Origin of the sequence: Pleomorphomonas koreensis DSM 23070 (assembly GCF_000425185.1) — a bacterium.
Lineage (GTDB): Bacteria > Pseudomonadota > Alphaproteobacteria > Rhizobiales > Pleomorphomonadaceae > Pleomorphomonas > Pleomorphomonas koreensis.
In genome coordinates this window covers 47,450-67,806 of record NZ_AULH01000018.1, presented here as the reverse complement: position 1 = coordinate 67,806, position 20,357 = coordinate 47,450, and the positions used below count along the sequence as shown (strand labels likewise).

Below are 20,357 nucleotides of genomic sequence, written 5' to 3'. Positions count from 1 at the left end.
TATCCGTGAAGATGCGTAGATAGTAATCTTTAGTCTACAAAAACGATGCGATTGGCGGAAAAGCGCCGTTGCGCGTCAGCCGCCGGCCGGGCGGTCCAACACTATTTCGTCGAACTTGCCGCAGCTCAGGATGTGGCGCGTGGCCACTTCCACATCGTCGGGAATATCGACATGCGGCAGGAAGCCCTTGCCGCGCGGGCCGTAGCCGTGCTCGTCATCGCGAAGGCGGCGGATTTCGCCTGTCAGCAACGACAGGAAGCGCTCCGGCGTCCACTTGCGGCTCAGCGGGCTCTGGAGATAGTCGATGCGGTCGTGACGATGGCCGAGGCGCGGTACCTGCACCGGCCAGTTGACGATGGCCGGGCGGGCGGCGCCGGCCCAGGCCTGCCGGAAGGAGGCATCGGTGCGCCGCTGCATCAGCGGGTCCTGGACGAGCAGGATCGATTTCGCCGCGATGCCGCGCTCGTCGAGGAAGCGCCGGCTGAACAGGCCGTTCTCGCCGCAGTTGGTCGATGCCTCCTCGAGCAGCAGCCGCGACTGGTCGAGCCCCAGGAACATGGCGGCGATGTCGCCGAGCAGGCGAGCCTCCGAGGTCTGGGCGCCCAGCGCCCGGCGGTAGACCGGATGGGCGTCGACGGCGGCGGCAAGCAGCCGCGTCGAATGGCCGATGCCGCCGGAGATCAAGAGCGGCACCTCGGCCTTGCGCGCCTTCCTCACCGCCCCTTCCAGCGTCCACAGCATGGCATTGCCGGCCAGCACCACCAGATCGAAGGCCGGCCGGTCGGCTTTCGCCCGGCCGCCGATGTCGTCGAGCGCCAGGAAGCGGGCCACGACGTTGATCGCCGCGAGATCGCCGGCGTCGAGCGGGCCGTAGGGGCCGAAGAAGGACATGGCAGCTCTCCGCGTGGGCCGGGCTCGGGAAGGAGCCACGCGATCGCTTCTACGAGCCATGGCCGCCGGCGACCATCCGTGGCACCGCTCATTGAGGCCGGACGGCCGTCCCTAATCGATCCAGACGCCGCCGAAATCCGCTGCCCGGTGCAAATCCGGCCTGCATGTTTTCCTGTTGCGGGCATCGGGCCGAGCGGATAGGCAACGGGCAGACCGGCGGGCCGGATGGGCCGGCCGCCGCAGCAAACGGAGACTTCCGCCAATGGCGATCACCCGCATCGAGCCCGGCAAGCGCATGAGCAACGCCGTCGTCCACAACAAGACCGTCTATCTGGCCGGCCAGATCGGCTCGCCCAAGGGCGACGTCAAGTCGCAGGCCGTCGAGGCGCTGGCCGAGGTCGACCGGCTGCTCGCCATTGCCGGCACCGACAAGACGCGGGTGCTGCAGGCGATCGTGTGGCTGGCCGACATGGCCGACTTCGCCGCCATGAACGAGGTGTGGGAAACCTGGGTTTCGCCGGGCAACACGCCGGCCCGCGCTACCGGCGAGGCCAAGCTCGCCGCGCCGGAATACAAGGTCGAGTTCATCATCACCGCTGCCCTGCCGGACTGATCGCCGGGTCTCCTTGCCAGCCGCCCCGGCCGCCTGCATGGAAAGGCCGGGGCGATACCCCCGCCCGCGCCGCCGGCGAACCTCCGCCGCGCCTGTCCGGAGTGCCTGGCCCTTGCTCAACACCGAGATCCCCGGCTTCGTCTGGGCCTACCGCTTCGACCCGGTCAACGGCCTCGGCCGGCCGCTGCCGGCCACCGCGCCGCGCGAGGATCTGGTCGTCGAGGAAGGCTTCGTCTGGCTGCATCTGGCGCTCAGCGACGCGCGGGTGCCGAAATTCCTCGAAGGCTTCGCCGATCTGCCGCCGGCGGCGCGCGCCACGCTGACCGATCGCGACAACCACGTCGTGCTCACCTCCGACGACGGCGTGCTGCACGGCGTGTTCACCGACATCGAGCGCGCCTTCGACTACGACACCAACGATATCGGCTGGTTCCGCTTCGCCGCCTCCGAACGGCTGATCGTCACCGCTCGGCTGCATCCGCTGCGCTGCGTCGAGGCGGCGCGGCTCGCCGTCGATCGCGGCCTTGCGATCCACGGCACGGTCGGCGTGTTCGCGGCCGTGGTCACCGAGTTCGAGAAGGTGCTGGACGCCCTGGTCACCGAGATGAGCGACGAACTCGACCGCATCGAGGACTATGTGTTCGAGACGGCGCCGCGCGACGAACGCCGCCGCCTCGGTCCGGTCCGCCGCACCGTCGTGCGGCTGAACCGGCAGCTCCGGGCGTCGGTGGCGCTGTTCCGCCGCTACCAGCGCCTTGACGAGCGCGAGCCGCTGCCGACCGGCACCGTCGAGATGGCCGAGACGCTGGCCGATCTTTTGGGATCGGTGTTGCAGGAGATGCAGGGCTTGCAGGACCGGGCGCGCCTGCTGCACGAGGAAATCGACTCCAAGATCTCGTCGGAAACCAATCGCCACCTCTACATACTGTCGATCATGACCGCCTTCCTGCTGCCGCCGACGCTGGTCACCGGTTTCTTCGGCATGAACACCGGCGGCCTGCCGTTCGCCGGCGAACACTTCGGCACGCTGCTGGCGTTCCTGCTGGGCGGGCTGTCGGTGTGGGGCGCCTGGTGGTTCCTGAAGAAGGTCGGCATCCTCTGAAACAAAGCGGCCGCCCCGAAGGGCGGCCGGCGGGATGCGCGGAAGAGGGCGACGTCACTCGGCGGCTTGGGACAGCCGCAGGCGGGGGAAGGCCACGCCGTTCTCGTCGAAGAGATGCAGCCGCTCGGTCGGCGCCGTCACGGTCAGCGTCGCGCCTTTGACGATCTCCACGTCGCCGTCGAGCTTGACGGTGATCGGCTCGGGCAGGCCGGTATCGAGATAGACCAGCGTCACCTCGCCGAGCTTCTCGACGATCTCCACCGTGCCGGTGAACAGGCCCGGCCCGTCGGTCGGCACCAGGTCTTCCGGCCGCACGCCGAAGGTCGCCTTGGCGTCGAGATAGGTGGCGGCAACCTCGGCGTTGATGGCGACCGGGTTGCCGGTCTCCGGCTGCACCGTGGCGGGCGCGCCGGTGCTGGCGATGGTGGCCGAGACGATGTTCATCGCCGGCGAGCCGATGAAGCGGGCGACGAACAGGTTGTTCGGCGCGTGATAGAGTTCCATCGGCGTGCCGACCTGCTCGACCACGCCGTAGTTGAGCACCACGATGCGGTCGGCCAGCGTCATCGCCTCCACCTGATCGTGCGTCACGTAGATCATGGTGGTGTCGGACATGCGCTCGTGCAGCTTGGCGATTTCGAGGCGCGTGGCGACGCGCAGGGCGGCGTCGAGGTTGCTGAGCGGCTCGTCGAACAGGAACACCTTGGGATCGCGGACGATGGCCCGGCCGATGGCGACGCGCTGGCGCTGGCCGCCGGAGAGCTGCTTGGGTAGACGGTCGAGATAGGGAGTGATCTGGAGCATCTCCGCCGCTTCCCGCACCCGCCGGTCGAGATCGCCGGGCGCCGCCTTGGCGAGCTTCAGGCCGAAGGCCATGTTCTCGTAGACGGTCATGTGCGGGTAGAGCGCGTAGCTCTGGAACACCATGGCGATGCCGCGTTTGGAGGGCGGCAGCGTGTTGACCTCCGTGCCGCCGATCTCCAGCGTGCCCTCGGTGATGTCCTCAAGGCCGGCAATCAGCCTGAGCAGCGTCGATTTGCCGCAGCCGGACGGGCCGACGAAGACGACGAATTCGCCGGACTTGATGTCGAGGTCGATACCGTGCAGCACCTGCACGGCGCCATAGGCCTTCTTGACTTGCTTGAGCTTCAGTCCGGCTGACATGCGCAATTCCTCCCGCGATTCCCGAAGGGTTTTCCCGAACCCCGTTTCCTGAGGCGCCGACCGCCCGCGACGGGGCGGCCGGCCTGTCGTTCAGATCACTTCACCGTGGCGATGAAGGCGCTCTCGGCCGGCACCGTCGCGACGCCCTCGACGAGCGTCGACCCGAAGCCAACGTCGGCCACCGACACCACGGAGAGACCCTCCGGCAGCGGGAAGCCCGCCCCGGACTGGCCGAAGTTGAAGACGCAGAGCACCGTCTCGCCGTCCGTCTCGCGGACAAAGGCGAGAATATCACCATCGGAGGGGAGGAAGCGCACCGAACCCTTGGTCAGCGCGCGGCTCCTGCGGCGCCAGGCGATCATCGCCTTGTAGAATTCGAGCTGGCTGTCCGCCTTGCCCGCCTGCCGATCGACGGCTTTCTCAAGGTGATCGGCCGGCACCGGCAGCCACGGCTTGCCGTCGGAGAAGCCGGCGTTGACGGCCTCGGCCTCCCAGACCATCGGCGTGCGGCAGCCGTCGCGGCCCTTGAACTCCGGCCAGAAGCGGATGCCGTAGGGGTCGACCAGATCCTCGAAGGCGAGATCGGCCTCGGTGAGGCCAAGCTCGTCGCCCTCGTAGATGCACACCGAGCCGCGCAGGCAGAGGTGGAGGGCGCCCATCAGCTTGCCCTGCCGCAACGGGTTCTGCGTCAGCGGCAGGTTGCGCGTCGCGTGGCGGACGGCGTCATGGTTGGACAGCGCCCAGCAGGGCCAGGCGTCGCCGGCACCGGCCTCGAAGGTCTTCAGCGTCTTCTCGACATAGGCATGCGTCGCCGCGCCGCCCAGGAGGTCGAAGGTGTAGCACATGTGCAGCTTGTCGCCGCCCGAGGTGTAGGCGGTCATGGTGGTCAGCGAGCGGTCGCCGTCGCCGATCTCGCCGACCGTCGTGGTGCCGGGATACTGGTCGAGCAGCCGGCGCATCCGCTGCAGGAAGACGAGGTTCTCCGGCTGGCTCTTGTCGTAGATGTGGTCCTGCCGGAGATAGGGATTGACGCGCGGCGCATCGATGGCGGCGACCGAGCGGGTCTGCGGCGGATTGGAGCGCAGCTGCTTGTCGTGGAAATAGAAGTTGGCCGTATCGAGCCGGAAGCCGTCGACGCCGAGGTCGAGCCAGAACTTCAGCACGTCGAGCAGCGCGTCCTGCACCGCCGGGCAATGGAAGTTGAGGTCGGGCTGGCTGGCGAGGAAGTTGTGCAGGTAATACTGGCAGCGCTGCGTGTCCCACTCCCAGGACGAACCGCCGAACACCGACAGCCAGTTGTTGGGCGGCGTGCCGTCCTCCTTGGCGTCGGCCCAGACATACCAGTCGGCCTTGGGATTGGTCTGGTCGGCGCGGCTTTCGGTGAACCAGGGATGCTGGTCGGAGGTGTGGCTCAGCACCTGGTCGATGATCACCTTGATGCCGCGCCGGTGCGCCTCGTCGACCATCCGCTTGAAGTCGTCGAGCGTGCCGAAGATCGGATCGACGTCGCAATAGTCGGACACGTCGTAGCCGAAGTCCTTCATCGGCGACTTGAAGAAGGGCGACAGCCAGACGGCGTCGACGCCGAGGTCTTCGAGATAGCCGAGGCGCGCGGTGACGCCGGCGAGATCGCCGATGCCGTCGCCGTTGGAGTCCTGGAACGAGCGCGGATAGATCTGGTAGATCACCGCGCCGCGCCACCAGTCGGGATCGGCGGTCCGATCGGCCTTCGCGACGACTTTCTCAAGGCTGGTCATGGTCATTCTGTCTTTCTGTTTCATCGGTGCCGGCGGGGAGGGCGCCGGCACGGTCCATCTTGTGAGGGCGCCGTCTTCTTAGCCCTTGACGCCGCCGGCCGTCAGCCCCTGGACGATCTTGCGCTGGAAGATCAGCACCAGCACGACGAGCGGTACGGTCACCACCACCGAGGCGGCCATGATCGAGCCCCAGGGGATCTCGTACTGGCTGGCGCCGGACAAGAGCGCGATGGCCACCGGCACGGTGCGCGTCTCGTTGGAGGAGGTGAAGGTCAGCGCGAACAGGAACTCGTTCCAGGCGGCGATGAAGGCGAGCAGGCCCGTGGTCACCAGCGCCGGCCACATCAGCGGCATGAACACCTTGGTGATGATCACCCAGGGGCTGGCGCCGTCGACGATCGCCGCTTCCTCGATCTCCATCGGCAGGTCGCGCATGAAGGTGGTCAGCACCCAGACCGTGAAGGGCAGGGTGAAGATCGTGTAGGAAAAGATCAGCGCGAAGGGCGTGTTGAACAGGCCGAAGGCGCGCACCAGCTCGAACAGGCCGGCCAGCACTGCGATCTGCGGGAACATCGACACGGCGAGGATGGTCATCAGCAACAGGCCGCGGCCGCGGAAGTTGACGCGGGCCAGCGCAAAGGCGGCGGTCACCGCCAGGAACAGCGCCAGCGCCACCACCGAACTCGCCACCAGGATCGAGTTGCCGAGGTTGCGGACGAACACGCCGGTGGTGAACACCGTGACGTAGTTGGCGAGGCTGAAGTGGTGCGGCAGGTAGTTGACCTCGAACAGCGCCGTGCCGGTTTTGAAGCTCGTCAGGATCGCGTAGTAGAACGGGAAGACCGAGACGACGACGATCACCGCCACCAGCAGGTAGAAGGCGGTGGTCTTGGTGTAGGTCCAGAGCATCACCGGTCTCCTCCGTCGAAGCGCACCTTGCCGAGCCAGATGTAGAGAATGGTCATCAGCGCGATGATCAGGAACAGCATGGTCGATTCCGCCGAGCCGTAGGCGAACTTGTCGAAATCGATCAGGTTTTCGCGGGCCAGCACCGAGATCGTCTTGGTCTGGGCGCTGTTGGGCGTCAGCACGTAGATCAGGTCGAAGATGCGCATGGCGTCGAGCAGGCGGAAGATCACCGCCACCATCAGCGCCGGCCGCACCAGCGGCAGCGTCACCTTCCAGAAGGTCTTGACCGGGTGGACGCCGTCGATGGCCGCCGCCTCGTAGATGTCGCGCGGGATCATCTGCAATCCGGCGAGGATCAACAGCGCCATGAAGGGCGTCGTCTTCCAGACGTCGACGATCAGCACGGCGATCATCGCCGTGTCGGACGAGGCGGTCCAGGCGATCTTGTGGTCGATCAGCCCGAGCGTCATCATCATGTCGTTGATGATGCCGAACTGGTCGTTGAGCATCCAGCTCCACATGCGGGCGGAGACGATGGTCGGGATCGCCCAGGGGATCAGGATGGCGGCGCGGACGATGCCGCGGCCCTTGAATTCGGCGTTGAGCACCAGGGCCACGACGGTGCCGAGGATGGTTTCGAGCGTCACCGAGATCACCGCGAAACGCACCGTGTTCCAGACGGCGTTCCACCAGGCCGGATCGGCAAGCAGGCCGGACCAGACGACGCGGCCGCTCTTCAGAACCGTCCAGTTGAGGTAGTTCTTGAAGCCGACCCACTCGGCTCCGTAGAGATTGGTCAGCGAGGCGTTGGTGAACGAGAAATAGATCGTCCGGAGAAGCGGCCAGCCGGCGACGATGGCGAGCGCGATCAGCATCGGGACGAGGAACCAGCCGGCCGCCCTGAGGCGCTGGCGCATCAACTCGGACTTGACCCGCTTGTGGGTGCCGGGCCCGGTCGGCGCGACCCGGATCGTCGATTGGGTGGAGGCCATGGCAATTCCTGCGATGGAGTGCGGAAGGCGCCGGTCCGCCCGCGGCGGGGCCGGTGGCGCGCCGTCCGGAAACGGAGGTTGTCTCCGGCGGCCGTCTCGACGGTCGAGGCATTTCAGGGGCGGGGCGCGAACGATCTTCCGCCCGGAAATGCGTCCAGGAAAACAGACGGAGCGCCAAAATGGTCGCCGACGGCGGACGCTCCGGGAAGGGGCCGGCCGCCCGACGTCAAGGGGGCGACGTCGGGCGGCCGGTGAGCCAGGGGGCGGCTTACCAGCCGGCGCCCTTCAGGTCGGTCAGCTTGGCCTCGAGCATTTCGAGGTTTTCGGCGGCGGTGCCGTTGCCCGACAGCGTGTCGTGGACGGCCGACCAGAACAGCGAGGACACCTCGTTGTACTTGACCTTGGTCGGCGCCGACGGACGCGGCACGGCATTCATGAACACCTCTTTCCACTGCGGGATGATCGGCGCGGCCTTGGCCACGTCGGCATCGTCGTAGAGGGAGACGATGGTCGGCAGGTTGGTCTGGTCGATGGCGCGCTGCTTCTGCACTTCCTTGGACCCGAGGTAGAGGGCGAGCTTGATCGCCTCTTCCGGATGCTTGGAATACTTGGACACCGCCACGTTCCAGCCGCCGAGCGTCGCCGCCGGCTTGTCGCCGGCCGTCGCCGCCGGCAGCGGCGCCACGCCGAACTTGTCCTTCACGGCGCTGTCGGCGCCGTTGCCGAGCGCGTAGGCATACGGCCAGTTGCGCATGAACACGGCATTGCCGGTCTGCCAGACGCCGCGCGCCTCTTCTTCCTGGTAGGCGAGCACGCCCGGGGGCGAAATGGTGCCGACCCAGCCCTTGACCATTTCGAGGGCCTTGGCCGCCTTCTCGTTGTTGATGGAGATGTCGCCGTTGGCCTCGACGATCTGGCCGCCGCCGAACGACTTCACCCATTCGAGCGCGTTGCAGGTCAGGCCTTCGTAGGCATTGCCCTGGAACACCAGGCCCCAGAGGTCCTTGGCGCCGGCCGCGCGTTCCTTGTCCTGGATCTCCTTGGCCGTGGCGGCCATCTCTTCCCAGGTCTTGGGAACCGGCTTGCCGTATTTCTCAAGCAGGTCCTTGCGGTAGTAGAGCGCCGGCGCGTCGGTGAAGGCCGGGATGGCCACCAGCTTGCCGTTGGTGGTCTGCGATTCGATGATCGACGGGAAGTGGTCCTTGACGACGTCCTTGGCGGCGTCGGTCAGGTCGAGGAACTGGTCGGCGAGCTGCGGCGCCCAGATGACATCGGTCTGGTAGACGTCGATGTCGGCGTTGCCGGCGGCGAGCCACAGGCGGTACTGGCCGAACTGGTCGGTGGTCGACGACGGCATCGGCACGACCTTGACGGTGTTGCCGGTGTCGGCTTCGAACTTCTTGAGCTGGCTCTGGAGGAAGGCGAGGCCGTTGCCGGTGTCGCCGGACACCATGGCGAGCTCAGCGGCCATCGCAAAGGATGCACTGAAAACCGCACCGGCGAACAGGCCGGCACGCAGAGCTGAATGAAACATCAAGTCCTCCCTTGAACGCGGCACTTCTCCCGAATGCCGCAACTCCCGTATCAAGCGCGGGGCAATCCCCAAAGCGCTTTGAACGCTGTGATCATCCTTGAAAGCCGTTCTCATGTCAACTGGACAATGTAACCGTTTGCAGAGAGGATTTCGGCGAAGGGGGCGACGCCTCTCGTCATGCTGATCCTTTGAGCAGCGGACGCAATCGGTGTAACAGTATCGTCGCGAATGACAGGGACTGCTCATCGGCGTCGTCTCCCGTTTCAGGGGGAAGAGCGAGGCGGCTTCCGATGACGACGGAAAATGGCGATGAATCTTAAGGAATTGGCCGCGGAGCTGCATCTGTCGCAGACGACCGTCAGCCGCGCGCTCAACGGATACCCCGAAGTCAGCGAAAAAACCCGTCAGATCGTGCTCGCCGCCGCGCAACGTTTCGGATACCGGCCGTCACCGGCGGCCCGGCGTCTGGCGACCGGCCGTGCCCATGCATTGGGCGTCGTGTTCAATGCCGAGCGGAACGCCCTGATGGATCCGCTTTTCGTCGAATATCTGGCCGGCGTGGCCGAGACCAGCGCCAAACAGGGATTCGATATCCTGATCAGCCCGTCGACGCCGCACGACGAAATCGCCACCTACAGCCGCCTGGCGAGCGACGGCACGGTCGACGTGGTGATCCTGTCGGCGCCGCTCTGCGTCGACCCGCGCATCGCGCTGCTGAGCGAGCTGAAGTTTCCCTTCGTGGTGCATGGGCGGCCGCCAATCCCGGCCGGCATCTCCTATCTCGACATCGACAATTTCGGTGCCTTCCAGCAGGCGACCAGCTTCCTGATCCAGCTCGGCCACCGCCGCGTCATGCTGATCAACGGCGAGGAGCAGTTCACCTTCGTCGAGGATCGCTCGCGCGGCGCCGCCACCGCCTTCGCCGCCGCCGGCCTGCCGGCGACGCTGCTCGACGAACACTTCATGCCGATGACCGCCGAGAACGCCTACCGCATCGCCCGCCCGGCGCTGGAGGCCGACGCGCGGCCGACGGCCATCCTGTGCGGCTCGATCCTGGTGGCGCTCGGCGTGCTGCGCGCCGCCGCCGAGCTTGGGCTCGACGTGCCGCGCGACCTCTCCATCGTCGCCCATGACGACGAGATGCCGGCCTTCCCGGCCGACCAGTTCCATCCGCAACTCACCACCACGCGATCGTCGATCCGCGCCGCCGGCACCCGCATCGCCGAAGTGGCGCTGGCGCGGGTGGCCGGCCAGAAGCCGGGCGCCGTGGCCGAGGTGTGGCCGGTGCAACTGATCGTCCGCGGCTCGACGGCGGCGGCTCCCGAGCGGAGCTGACAGCGATCCGTCCGGCGCTATTAGAATACAAACCTAGTAGATAATAGATGTCGTCGGCCATCATTTGTGGTCCGGCAAATCAAAACGGTGCCGCCGGAAAGATTTTCTCTTTTCCCGTTCCACCGGAGTGCGCGCTTTCTTGAGAGCCGGGAGGCCGCTTGCTACCGCTTCGCCAGCCTTCGGCGCCGGTGCCGGAGGCGAAAGCCGCGATGTCCGTCGCGCGTGAGGTGAGCCCCGGTGTCCCAGGATCGTCTGACCCATCTGAAGCGTCTCGAAGCGGAATCCATCCATATCATCCGCGAGGTCGCCGCCGAGTTCCGCAATCCGGTGATGCTCTATTCGATCGGCAAGGATTCGTCGGTGATGCTGCGGCTGGCGCTGAAAGCCTTCTATCCCGGCAAGCTGCCGTTCCCGCTGCTGCACGTCGATACCACCTGGAAGTTCCGCGAAATGATCGCCTTCCGCGACGCCACGGTGAAGGCGGAAGGGCTCGACCTCATCGTCCACACCAACCGGGACGGCGTTGCCGCCGGCGTCACGCCGTTCAGCCACGGCTCGTCGGTCTATACCAACGTCATGAAAACCGAGGCGCTGAAGCAGGCGCTCTCCGCCCACGGCTTCGACGCGGCCTTCGGCGGCGCCCGCCGCGACGAGGAGAAAAGCCGCGCCAAGGAGCGCGTCTTCTCCTTCCGCACCGATACCCATGCCTGGGACCCCAAGAACCAGCGGCCGGAACTCTGGCGCCTTTACAATGCCCGCGTCCGGCCCGGCGAGAGCATTCGCGTCTTTCCGCTCTCCAACTGGACCGAACTCGACATCTGGCAGTACATCCTCCTGGAAAAGATCCCCATCGTGCCGCTCTATTTCGCGGCCGAACGCCCGGTGGTCGACCGCGGCGGCCAGTGGATCATGGCCGACGACGACCGCCTGCCGCTTCTTCCCGGCGAGACGCCGGACCTGCGCCGCGTCCGCTTCCGCACGCTCGGCTGCTATCCGCTGACCGCAGCCGTCGAGAGCGACGCGGCGAGCCTGCCGGAAATCGTCCGCGAAATGCTGATCGCCCGCACCTCCGAGCGCTCCGGCCGGCTGATCGACCATGACGACAGCGCCTCCATGGAAAAGAAGAAGCGGGAAGGCTACTTCTGATGAACGCCATCGATCCGACCATCGCCGCCGACGCTTCCGCCTTCACCGACTATCTCGGCCGGCACGAGAAAAAGAGCCTCCTGCGCTTTCTCACCTGCGGCTCGGTCGACGACGGCAAGTCGACGCTGATCGGCCGCCTGCTCTACGATTCCAAGCTGCTGTTCGAGGACCAGCTTCTGAGTCTTGAAAAGGATTCCCGCAAGCACGGCACGGTCGGCGACGACATCGATCTCGCCTTGCTGGTCGACGGCCTGGAGGCCGAGCGCGAGCAGGGCATCACCATCGACGTCGCCTATCGCTTCTTCTCGACCGACAAGCGCAAGTTCATCGTCGCCGATACGCCCGGCCACGAGCAATATACCCGCAACATGGCGACCGGCGCCTCCACCGCCGATCTGGCGGTGATCCTGATCGACGCCCGGCGTGGCGTGCTGACGCAGACGCGGCGGCATTCCTTCATCGCCTCGCTGGTCGGCATCCGTCACGTCGTGCTGGCCGTCAATAAGATCGACCTCGTCGACTTCTCGCAGGCGATCTTCGAGGACATCGTCGCCGACTACCGCGCCTTCGCCGCCGGTCTCGGCTTCCGGACGCTGGCCGCCATGCCGCTCAGCGCCCGCCACGGCGACAACGTGCTGGAGAAAAGCGCCCGCACGCCCTGGTACGGCGGCCCGACGCTGGTCGAGCATCTCGAAACCGTCGCCGTCGACGACGAGGCGGCCGAGCGGCCGTTCCGCCTGCCGGTGCAGTGGGTGAACCGGCCCAACCTCGATTTCCGCGGCTTCTCCGGCACCGTCGCCTCCGGCACCGTGCGGCGCGGCGACGCCGTGGTGGTGGCGAAATCCGGCCGCACCTCGACGGTGAAGTCGATCGTCACCTTCGACGGCGAACTCGACACCGCTTCGGCCGGCGAGGCGGTGACGCTGACGCTCGCCGACGAGATCGACATCTCGCGCGGCGACGTGCTGTCGGCGGCCGCCGACCGTCCCGAGGTGTCCGACCAGTTCGCCGCACATCTGGTCTGGATGGCCGACGAGCCGCTTTTGCCCGGCCGGCCCTATCTCCTGAAGATCGGCGCCCGGCAGGTCACCGCCCAGGTGACGGCGATCAAATACAAGATCGACGTCAACACCGGCGGCGAACTGCCGGCGAAAAGCCTCGCCCTCAACGAGGTCGGCGTCGCCAACCTGTCGCTGTCCGAGCCGGTCGCCTTCGACCCCTACGCCGTCAACCGCGAGACCGGCGCCTTCATCGTCATCGATCGGCTCTCCAACCTGACCGTCGGCGCCGGCATGATCGATCACGGCCTCAGGCGGGCCGGCAACATCCACTGGCAAGCGCTCGACGTCGACAAGCGGGCGCGGGCGCTCGCCAAGGGCCAGAAGCCGGCTGTCGTCTGGTTCACCGGCCTGTCGGGCGCCGGCAAGTCGACCATCGCCAATCTCGTCGAGAGGAAGCTGACCGCCCTCGGCCGCCACGCCTACATCCTCGACGGCGACAACATCCGCCACGGCCTCAACCGCGACCTCGGCTTTTCAGATGCCGATCGCGTCGAGAACATCCGCCGCGTCGCCGAGACGGCGAAGCTGTTCGTCGACGCCGGGCTGATCGTCCTGGTGTCCTTCATCTCGCCGTTCCGGGCCGAACGGCGGCTGGCGCGCGAACTGGTGGAAACCGGCGAGTTCGTCGAGGTGTTCGTCGATACGCCGCTCGACGTGGCCGAGGCGCGCGACCCCAAGGGCCTCTACGCCAAGGCGCGGGCCGGCGAGATCGCCCGCTTCACCGGCGTCTCCTCGCCCTACGAGCCGCCGGAGGCGCCGGAAATCCGGCTCGACACCACCTCCGCCCCCGCCGACGCGCTGGCCGAGCGCGTCGTCGCCCACCTCCAGGACATCGGCATCGTGCCCGGCGCCGACGTCACGATCTGACGGCGCCCGCCCGGTACAGCCGGCCCATGCGCAGCGCGAAGGCGAGCGGCGGCAGCGCCAGCAGCGCGGCGGCGGCGAAGGCGATGACCAGCGACCGGCGCAGACCTTCGGGCGTGGGGTCGCTGGCGAAGCCGGCGAGATTGGCGACGAGGCCGAGGACCGCCGAACCCGCCGCGTAACCGGCCGATTGCAGCGTCGGCAGCAGCGCCGACGCCTTGTCGCGCTCGCCTTCGGGGTGGGTTTCCATGGTCACCTGGCAGAGGCTGCCCCATGCGACGCCCATGCCGAGGCCGATCATCAGCTGGCAGAGCACCACCAGCGCCAGTAGGTGCAGCAGGATGGCGACGGTGCCGACCACCAGGCCGGCCACCACCACCGACGCACCGGCGGCGACGAAGCGCAGCCGGCGCCCGGTGCCGTCGTAGTTGGCCACCGTCACCGCGCCGCCGCTCCAGGCCAGTGCCAGGATGGCGCCGATACCGCCGGCTACGGCCGGGCCATAGCCCCACAGGTGCTGCACGGCGTAGACCAGGAACACGCCGGTCACCGATTGGGCGAGCGGCAGGAAGAAGATCGTCCAGAAGCTGAGTCCCGGCACGCTGGTCAGGCCGAAGGCGCCGCGCGGCAGGATCGATATGCGGGACGAAAGGTCGATCCGAACGGCGGCGATGAGGCAGAGGACAGCGCCGGCCACCACCAGCATCGCCTGCCACGGTGCGTCGAGCGCCACGCCGGCCACCGAGATCGCCATCATGGCGAGCGCCACCAGGCCGAGGCGGATGCCGGGGAACAAGCCGGTATCGAGCTTCCGTTCCTCATGAGGCACCGCCACATGGACAAGCGCCACGAAGACGACGACGATCGGCAGGTTGATGAGGAAGGCGGCGCGCCAGCTCACCAGCTCGGTGATGACGCCGGCCAGCACCGGCCCGCCGAAGGCGGCCACCGCCCAGACGATCGCCTCGGCGCCGAATATCTTGGCAACCAGCCGCGACGGAAACAGCTGCGGAATCAGCGCGAAGGCGATGGCCGCCGTCAGTCCCTCGCCGGCGCCCTGCACGGTGCGGCCGACCAGCACCAGTTCCATGCTGGGGGAGAGGGCGGCGGCCAGCGTGCCGGCCGCGAACACCCCGCTTGCCCAGAACAGGCAGCGCCGGGCGCCGAAGCGCGCCTTCATCAGCGGCGCCGACGCGCCGGCGGTGATCGAGGCGACGATGTAGACGGTCAGCGTCCAGGAAATGTAGGCTTCGCCATGCAGTTCGCCCACCGCCGTCGGCATGGCCGTCGATACGAGGAAGGCATTGAAGGCGAAGATGGCGGCGGCCAGCATCAGCGTCAGCGATGCGGCGAGCCGCTCGGGCTCGACAAGCTCCGACCAGCGGCCGGAAGAAGCGGAAGTCATGATCAAAACGCCGGAACGACAATCGAAAGGGCTGTCCCTATAGCAGCCTTCGGACACCGCCGATACTGGCGGCATCTTACTTTCCGGCCGGGGATCGGCTAACAGACGTCATCCGTTCTCTTGGAGGAAATGCCGATGTCCGGGCTGAGCCGCACCTCCGACGATCTGTCGCCGCGTCGCCGCAAGATCCTCTATCACGCCTGGCATCGCGGCACGCGCGAGCTGGATCTGCTGCTCGGCCGCTTCGCCGACCACGCCATCGGCACGCTGACCGAGGCCGAGCTTGACGAATTCGAAGCGCTGCTCGAAGTCGACGACCGCGAGTTGTTCGGCTGGATTCTCGGCAAGGCGCCGGTGCCCGACAGCGCGCCGAAGGGGGTGTTCGCCAAGGTGATGGCCTTCGCCACCGCCCACCCGGCGGCCGGCTGAGGCGGAATCAGAAGGAAGCGACCGCCGCGAGTTGCAGGGGCGGCAGGTGCCGGCGATGCATGACGACGCGGTCGCGGCCTTCGCGCTTGGCCGCGTAGAGCGCGGTATCGGCGGCGCTGTGCAGCGACTCATAGTCCGATCCGATATCCGCCACGCCGGCCACGCCGCCGCTGACCGTGACGCGCAGGGCGCCGCTGGGGGTGCGCAACCGAAAGGCGCCGGTAAGCCGGCGGACCCCCTCGGCGAGGTCGGACGCCGTGGCGGCGTCGGCATCGGGAAAGAACAGCGCGAATTCCTCGCCGCCGACACGGGCGGCGATGGCCTGTCCGGAGGCCACGTTGGCGAGGATGCCGGCGAATTCGACCAGCGCCCGGTCGCCCATCAGGTGGCCGTGGCTGTCGTTGATGCGCTTGAAGTGATCGAGGTCGAACAGCACCAGCGCGCCGCGGCCGGGGCAGGCCGCAAGGCGCGTCAGCACGTCGTTCATGAAGCGCCGGCGGTTGGCGAGCCCGGTCAGCCCGTCGGTCTCGGCCGCGACGCGGAACCGCCGCTCCGAACGCTGGCCGACCAGTGCCAGTTGCAACAGTCCGAAGAAGACGATGAAGGCCGTCGAGCCGATCAGCGTCAGCCCGATCGGCAGGCCGGTCGGCAGGGTGTCGAAGGCCGGATCGATGGGAAACAGCTGCAGATAGATGATGCGCGTCACCAGCAGCACTTCCTGGACGCCGATCACCGCCACCGTCAGGAGAAACGCCGGCAGCGGTTCCTTGCGGCTATGAGCGAAAAGATCGAAGGCGATGGCCAGGAGATAGGCGAACTGGACCGCCGACACCACCTGCACCCTGAGATTGATGTCGGAAAACAGCTGCGGCGCGCCGGCGAAGGCGAACCAGGCGATCGCGCCGAGCAGGGTGAACAGGCGGTCGCCCCGGCCGGACTTGCCGATGAAGCGGCGATAGCCGAGCCAGACGAGACCGAAGGCCAGGAGCAACAGCGCGTTGCCGACGACGATCGACAGGAAGGCCGGAATCTGGCCGCGCAGCCCCACCATCGTCATGGCCAGCGTGGCGACACCGTAGGCGGTGCCCCAGAGGAGAACGGCGGCCTCGTTCCGGCCGGCTCGCCAGATCAGCAGATGACTGGCCGACACGCAACCGCCGGCCACCGCAGCCGCGATCAACAGGGACGGAACATGCAGCAACACGCTCACGACGGCATCCTTTTAGGTCTCGGCCGACACGCTTTGCTCGCCTGACGGGTAGGCGGTGGCAATACGTTATAGGGGCGGGGCGAAAAGGAATGCTGAATGAAACGGGAAAACGCGATCCATGCTGAAGAATGGGTGAACGGGAAGGGAGGGCGGCCCCGCTCGCCTCGATCCGGTCAAGCCTTCGACAAGAAATAGCCAAGCTATTGTATTTGATTGCTTTTTTGTTTCCGTTCGGGGTTTTCTTTTGATCCCGGATGCTTTAGAAGATCACACTTCCTCCCGCGCCGGATCGCCCTTCGCCATGCCGTCATCCTGGTCCAGCCTGTTGTCCGACTTTTCCGCCCTGACCGTCGCCGCCGTCCCGGACGGCGCCGAGGCGCTGGCGCTGGCCGAACTGGTACGGTCGGAGAAGCGGAAAGGGCTCGACGCCGTCTATGTCGCGCGCGACGGCCAGCGCCTGCAGCAACTCCAGCGGGCGCTTGCCTTCTTCGCGCCGGAGATCGGCGTTCTCGACTTCCCCGGCTGGGACTGCCTGCCCTACGACCGGGTGTCGCCGACGCCGGCCGTCGTCGCCAAGCGCATGACGACGCTGTCGGAACTGGCGGCGCACGCCGGCGACGTCAGGCCCTTCGTGCTGCTGACCACCGTCAACGCGCTGGTGCAGCGCGTCGTGCCGCCGTCGATGGTGGCGGGGCAGGCGATGACGCTTGCCCCCGGCAACATCGCCGACATGGGTAAGCTGACCGCCTGGCTGGAGGACGCCGGCTTCTCGCGCTCGTCGACCGTGCGCGACACCGGCGAATACGCGGTGCGCGGCGGCATTCTCGACCTCTACGCGCCGGGCACGGAAGCCCCGGTGCGGCTCGACTTCTTCGGCGACCAGCTCGAATCGATCCGCACCTTCGATCCCGAGAGCCAGCGTTCCACCGGCCAGTTGAAACGCCTCGACCTGGTGCCGATGAGCGAGGTGCAGATCACCCCGGCGTCGATCAAGCGCTTCCGTCAGGGCTACGTCGCCGCCTTCGGCGCCGCCACCTCCGGCGATCCGATGTACGAGGCGGTGAGCGAAGGCCGCCGCTACGCCGGCATCGAGCACTGGCTGCCGCTGTTCCATGAGCATCTCGGCACGTTGTTCGACTACACCGGCGACGCGGCGGTGATGATCGATCCGCTGGTCGACGAGGCGATCAACGAACGCCTGTCCACCGTCGCCGACCACTACGAGGCCCGGCTCGACGCGCTGAAGACCGGCGGCGCCGGCGCGCCCTACAAGCCGATGCCGCCGACCACGCTCTATCTGGCCGAAAGCGAACTCCAGGGCCTCTTGGCCCGCCGCGCCGTCGCCCGCCTGACGCCGTTCAACCGGCCCGAGCAGTCGGGCGTGAAGGTGGTCGACTTCGGCGGCAAGACCGGCCGCTCCTTCGCCGCCGAGCGGGCGGCCGGCGACGTCAACATCTTCGACGCGCTGGTGACTTACATCGGCTCGCTGCGGGCGGAGAAGCGCAAGGTGATCCTCGCCTGCTGGTCGGAGGGCTCACGCGATCGCCTGGCGCAGGTGATCCGCGACCACGGCGCCCAGGCGACCGAACTGGCGCCGCACCTCGACGCGGCGCTGAAGGCGCGCGACGGCGTGCTGCCGCTGGCCATCCTCGGCATCGAGACCGGCTTCGAGGTGCCCGGCTTCGTGGTGATCGCCGAGCAGGATGTCTTGGGCGACCGGCTGGTGCGTGGCGCCAAATCGCGCAAGAAGGCCGAGAACTTCATCAAGGAGGCGACCAGCCTCGCCGAGGGCGACCTCGTCGTCCACGTCGACCACGGCATCGGCCGCTTCGTCGGCCTGAAGACCATCGAGGCGGCCGGCGCGCCGCACGACTGCCTGGAGATCGTCTACGCCGGCGGCGACAAGCTGTTCCTGCCGGTCGAGAACATCGAACTGCTGTCGCGCTACGGTTCCGACGACGCCGAGGCGCAGCTCGACCGGCTGGGCGGCGGCGCCTGGCAGGCGCGCAAGGCGCGGATGAAGAAGCGCATCCGCGAGATCGCCGACGAACTGATCAAGACGGCCGCTGCCCGCTTGCTGAAGACGGCGCCGGTGCTGTCGCCGCCCGAGGGCCTCTACGACGACTTCGCCGCCCGCTTCCCCTATGACGAGACCGAGGACCAGCTCAACTCCATCGAGGCAGTGGCCGGCGACCTGTCGTCCGGCCGGCCGATGGATCGCCTCGTCTGCGGCGACGTCGGCTTCGGCAAGACCGAGGTGGCGCTGCGGGCCGCCTTCCTCGCGGCGATGAGCGGCAAGCAGGTGGCGGTCGTGGTGCCGACGACGCTGCTCTCCCGCCAGCATTTCCGCACCTTCCAGGAGCGCTTCAAGGGGCTGCCGATCAAGGTGCGTCAGGCTTCGCGCCTCGTGCCGTCCAAGGATCTGGCGGCTACCCGCGCCGGCCTCGCCGACGGCACGGTGGACGTGGTGGTCGGCACGCACGCGCTGCTCGCCAAGGGCATCGAGTTCAAGGATCTCGGCCTGCTGATCATCGACGAGGAGCAGCATTTCGGCGTCAAGCACAAGGAGCGGCTCAAAGAGCTGAAATCCGACGTCCACGTGCTGACGCTCAGCGCCACGCCGATCCCGCGCACGCTGCAACTCGCCTTGACCGGCGTGCGCGAACTGTCGCTGATCGCCACGCCGCCGGTCGATCGCCTCGCCGTGCGCACCTTCGTCACGCCCTTCGACCCGCTGATCGTCCGCGAGGCGATCCTGCGCGAGAAATACCGGGGAGGGCAGGTGTTCTACGTCTGCCCGCGCGTCGCCGACCTCGCCGGCCAGCGCGAGTTCCTGGAAAAGCACGTGCCCGAGGTCAAGGTGGCGACCGCCCACGGCCAGATGGCGGCGACCGAGCTGGAAGACATCATGAACGCCTTCTACGAAGGCCAGTACGATGTCCTTCTCTCGACCACCATCGTCGAGAGCGGGCTCGACATCCCCACCGCCAACACGCTGATCATCCACCGCGCCGACATGTTCGGCCTCGCCCAGCTCTATCAGCTCAAGGGCCGCGTCGGCCGCTCCAAGACGCGCGCCTACGCCATCTTCACGACGCCGCCGGAGCACCGCGTCAACCCGGTGGCCGAGCGGCGGCTGAAGGTGCTGCAATCGCTCGACACGCTCGGCGCCGGCTTCCAACTGGCCAGCCACGATCTCGACCTCAGGGGCGCCGGCAACCTCCTCGGCGAGCAACAGTCCGGCCACATCCGCGAAGTCGGCTACGAACTCTACCAGCAGATGCTGGAAGAGGCGGTCGCCCAGCTCAAGGCCGGCAACCTCGACGAGATCGCCGACGACCAGTGGTCGCCGCAGATCACGCTCGGCACGCCGGTGATGATCCCCGATCACTACGTGCCGGACCTGCAACTGCGCCTCGGCCTCTACCGCCGCCTCGCCGAGCTGGAGGACGGCGGCGCTATCGACGCCTTCGGCGCCGAGCTGATCGACCGCTTCGGCCCGCTGCCCGAGGAGGTCGAGCACCTTCTCAAGACCATCACCATCAAGAGTCTGTGCCGCAAGGCCAACATCGAGAAGATCGATGCCGGCCCCAAGGGGCTGGTGCTGTCCTTCCGCGACGGCAAGTTCGACAACCCGGCGGCGCTGGTCCGCTACATCGGCGAGCAGGGCTCGCTCGCCAAGATCCGGCCCGACCAGAAGATCGTGCTGTCGCGCGACTGGCCGGAGGCCGAGCAGCGCCTCAAGGGCACGGCGGCGGTGCTGCTGAAGCTGGTCCGCATGGTCGAGGAGGCGAAGGCCGGCGCGCCGACGGCGCTCGCCCCGATCGAGCCGCAGAAGCTGAAGCTCAAGCCGACGCCACCTCCGCCGCCACCTCCGCCGAAGCCCAAGGGACGCTATCCCTCGCTGACGTCGCTGAAGGGAAAAGGCCGCCGTTGATTTACCAT

The 20,357-nt window shown here is 67.4% G+C and carries 15 protein-coding genes; 7 read left to right on the top strand and 8 right to left on the bottom strand.

Annotation, left to right across the window (positions count from 1 at the left end; genetic code table 11):
• Positions 1-75 precede the first annotated feature (75 nt).
• Entirely contained in the window at positions 76-891 is an 816-nt protein-coding gene (locus tag H512_RS24385) for a YdcF family protein (protein ID WP_053239946.1), read from the bottom strand.
• Between the two features lie 262 nt (positions 892-1,153).
• On the opposite strand from H512_RS24385, the gene H512_RS0115785 reads away from it, so the two are divergent.
• Positions 1,154-1,504: a RidA family protein gene (locus H512_RS0115785; RefSeq protein WP_026784267.1), complete on the top strand. Its 351-nt coding sequence runs from the start codon at positions 1,154-1,156 to the stop codon at positions 1,502-1,504.
• A 112-nt stretch (positions 1,505-1,616) separates the two neighbouring features.
• Complete coding sequence (locus H512_RS0115780) at positions 1,617-2,606, top strand: transporter (RefSeq protein ID WP_026784266.1); 990 nt, start codon at positions 1,617-1,619, stop codon at positions 2,604-2,606.
• A gap of 54 nt (positions 2,607-2,660) precedes the next feature.
• On the opposite strand, the gene H512_RS0115775 is transcribed toward H512_RS0115780, so the two are convergent.
• The 5 genes from H512_RS0115775 to H512_RS0115755 form a co-directional block, all read right to left on the bottom strand.
• Positions 2,661-3,770 (bottom strand): ABC transporter ATP-binding protein, encoded by a 1,110-nt coding sequence (locus tag H512_RS0115775; RefSeq protein ID WP_036792107.1) that lies wholly within the window; start codon positions 3,768-3,770, stop codon positions 2,661-2,663.
• A gap of 95 nt (positions 3,771-3,865) precedes the next feature.
• Positions 3,866-5,533, bottom strand: a complete 1,668-nt coding sequence (locus H512_RS0115770) for an alpha-glucosidase family protein (protein ID WP_084798536.1) — start codon at positions 5,531-5,533, stop codon at positions 3,866-3,868.
• A gap of 72 nt (positions 5,534-5,605) precedes the next feature.
• Positions 5,606-6,436 carry a carbohydrate ABC transporter permease gene (locus tag H512_RS0115765; RefSeq protein ID WP_026784263.1) on the bottom strand — a complete coding sequence of 277 codons (831 nt, stop codon included), beginning with the start codon at positions 6,434-6,436 and terminating at the stop codon, positions 5,606-5,608.
• A complete protein-coding gene (locus H512_RS0115760) occupies positions 6,436-7,353 on the bottom strand; it encodes a carbohydrate ABC transporter permease (RefSeq protein ID WP_036792176.1) in 918 nt (305 codons plus the stop codon). The genes H512_RS0115765 and H512_RS0115760 overlap by 1 nt, the downstream gene beginning before the upstream one ends.
• A gap of 343 nt (positions 7,354-7,696) precedes the next feature.
• Entirely contained in the window at positions 7,697-8,962 is a 1,266-nt protein-coding gene (locus H512_RS0115755) for an ABC transporter substrate-binding protein (RefSeq protein ID WP_036792105.1), read from the bottom strand.
• Positions 8,963-9,265: 303 nt separating this feature from the next.
• On the opposite strand from H512_RS0115755, the gene H512_RS0115750 reads away from it, so the two are divergent.
• From H512_RS0115750 to cysN, 3 genes are all read left to right on the top strand, one after another.
• On the top strand, positions 9,266-10,297 hold the full coding sequence (locus H512_RS0115750) for a substrate-binding domain-containing protein (RefSeq protein ID WP_026784260.1): 1,032 nt from the start codon (positions 9,266-9,268) through the stop codon (positions 10,295-10,297).
• A 237-nt stretch (positions 10,298-10,534) separates the two neighbouring features.
• A complete protein-coding gene (cysD, locus tag H512_RS0115745) occupies positions 10,535-11,443 on the top strand; it encodes a sulfate adenylyltransferase subunit CysD (protein WP_026784259.1) in 909 nt (302 codons plus the stop codon).
• Complete coding sequence (gene cysN, locus H512_RS0115740; RefSeq protein ID WP_026784258.1) at positions 11,443-13,371, top strand: sulfate adenylyltransferase subunit CysN; 1,929 nt, start codon at positions 11,443-11,445, stop codon at positions 13,369-13,371. Before cysD ends, cysN begins: the two co-directional genes overlap by 1 nt.
• On the opposite strand, the gene H512_RS0115735 is transcribed toward cysN, so the two are convergent.
• Complete coding sequence (locus H512_RS0115735; RefSeq protein WP_026784257.1) at positions 13,361-14,773, bottom strand: MFS transporter; 1,413 nt, start codon at positions 14,771-14,773, stop codon at positions 13,361-13,363. The two genes, cysN and H512_RS0115735, sit on opposite strands and share 11 nt — an antisense overlap.
• Positions 14,774-14,908: 135 nt before the next feature.
• On the opposite strand from H512_RS0115735, the gene H512_RS0115730 reads away from it, so the two are divergent.
• Positions 14,909-15,202, top strand: coding sequence for an FAD assembly factor SdhE (locus H512_RS0115730; protein ID WP_026784256.1), 294 nt, complete (start codon positions 14,909-14,911; stop codon positions 15,200-15,202).
• Between the two features lie 7 nt (positions 15,203-15,209).
• On the opposite strand, the gene H512_RS0115725 is transcribed toward H512_RS0115730, so the two are convergent.
• On the bottom strand, positions 15,210-16,412 hold the full coding sequence (locus tag H512_RS0115725; protein WP_026784255.1) for a GGDEF domain-containing protein: 1,203 nt from the start codon (positions 16,410-16,412) through the stop codon (positions 15,210-15,212).
• A 301-nt stretch (positions 16,413-16,713) separates the two neighbouring features.
• Here H512_RS0115725 and mfd point away from each other — a divergent pair, with 301 nt between their 5' ends.
• Positions 16,714-20,349, top strand: a complete 3,636-nt coding sequence (gene mfd, locus H512_RS24380) for a transcription-repair coupling factor (protein WP_084798534.1) — start codon at positions 16,714-16,716, stop codon at positions 20,347-20,349.
• Positions 20,350-20,357 lie beyond the last annotated feature (8 nt).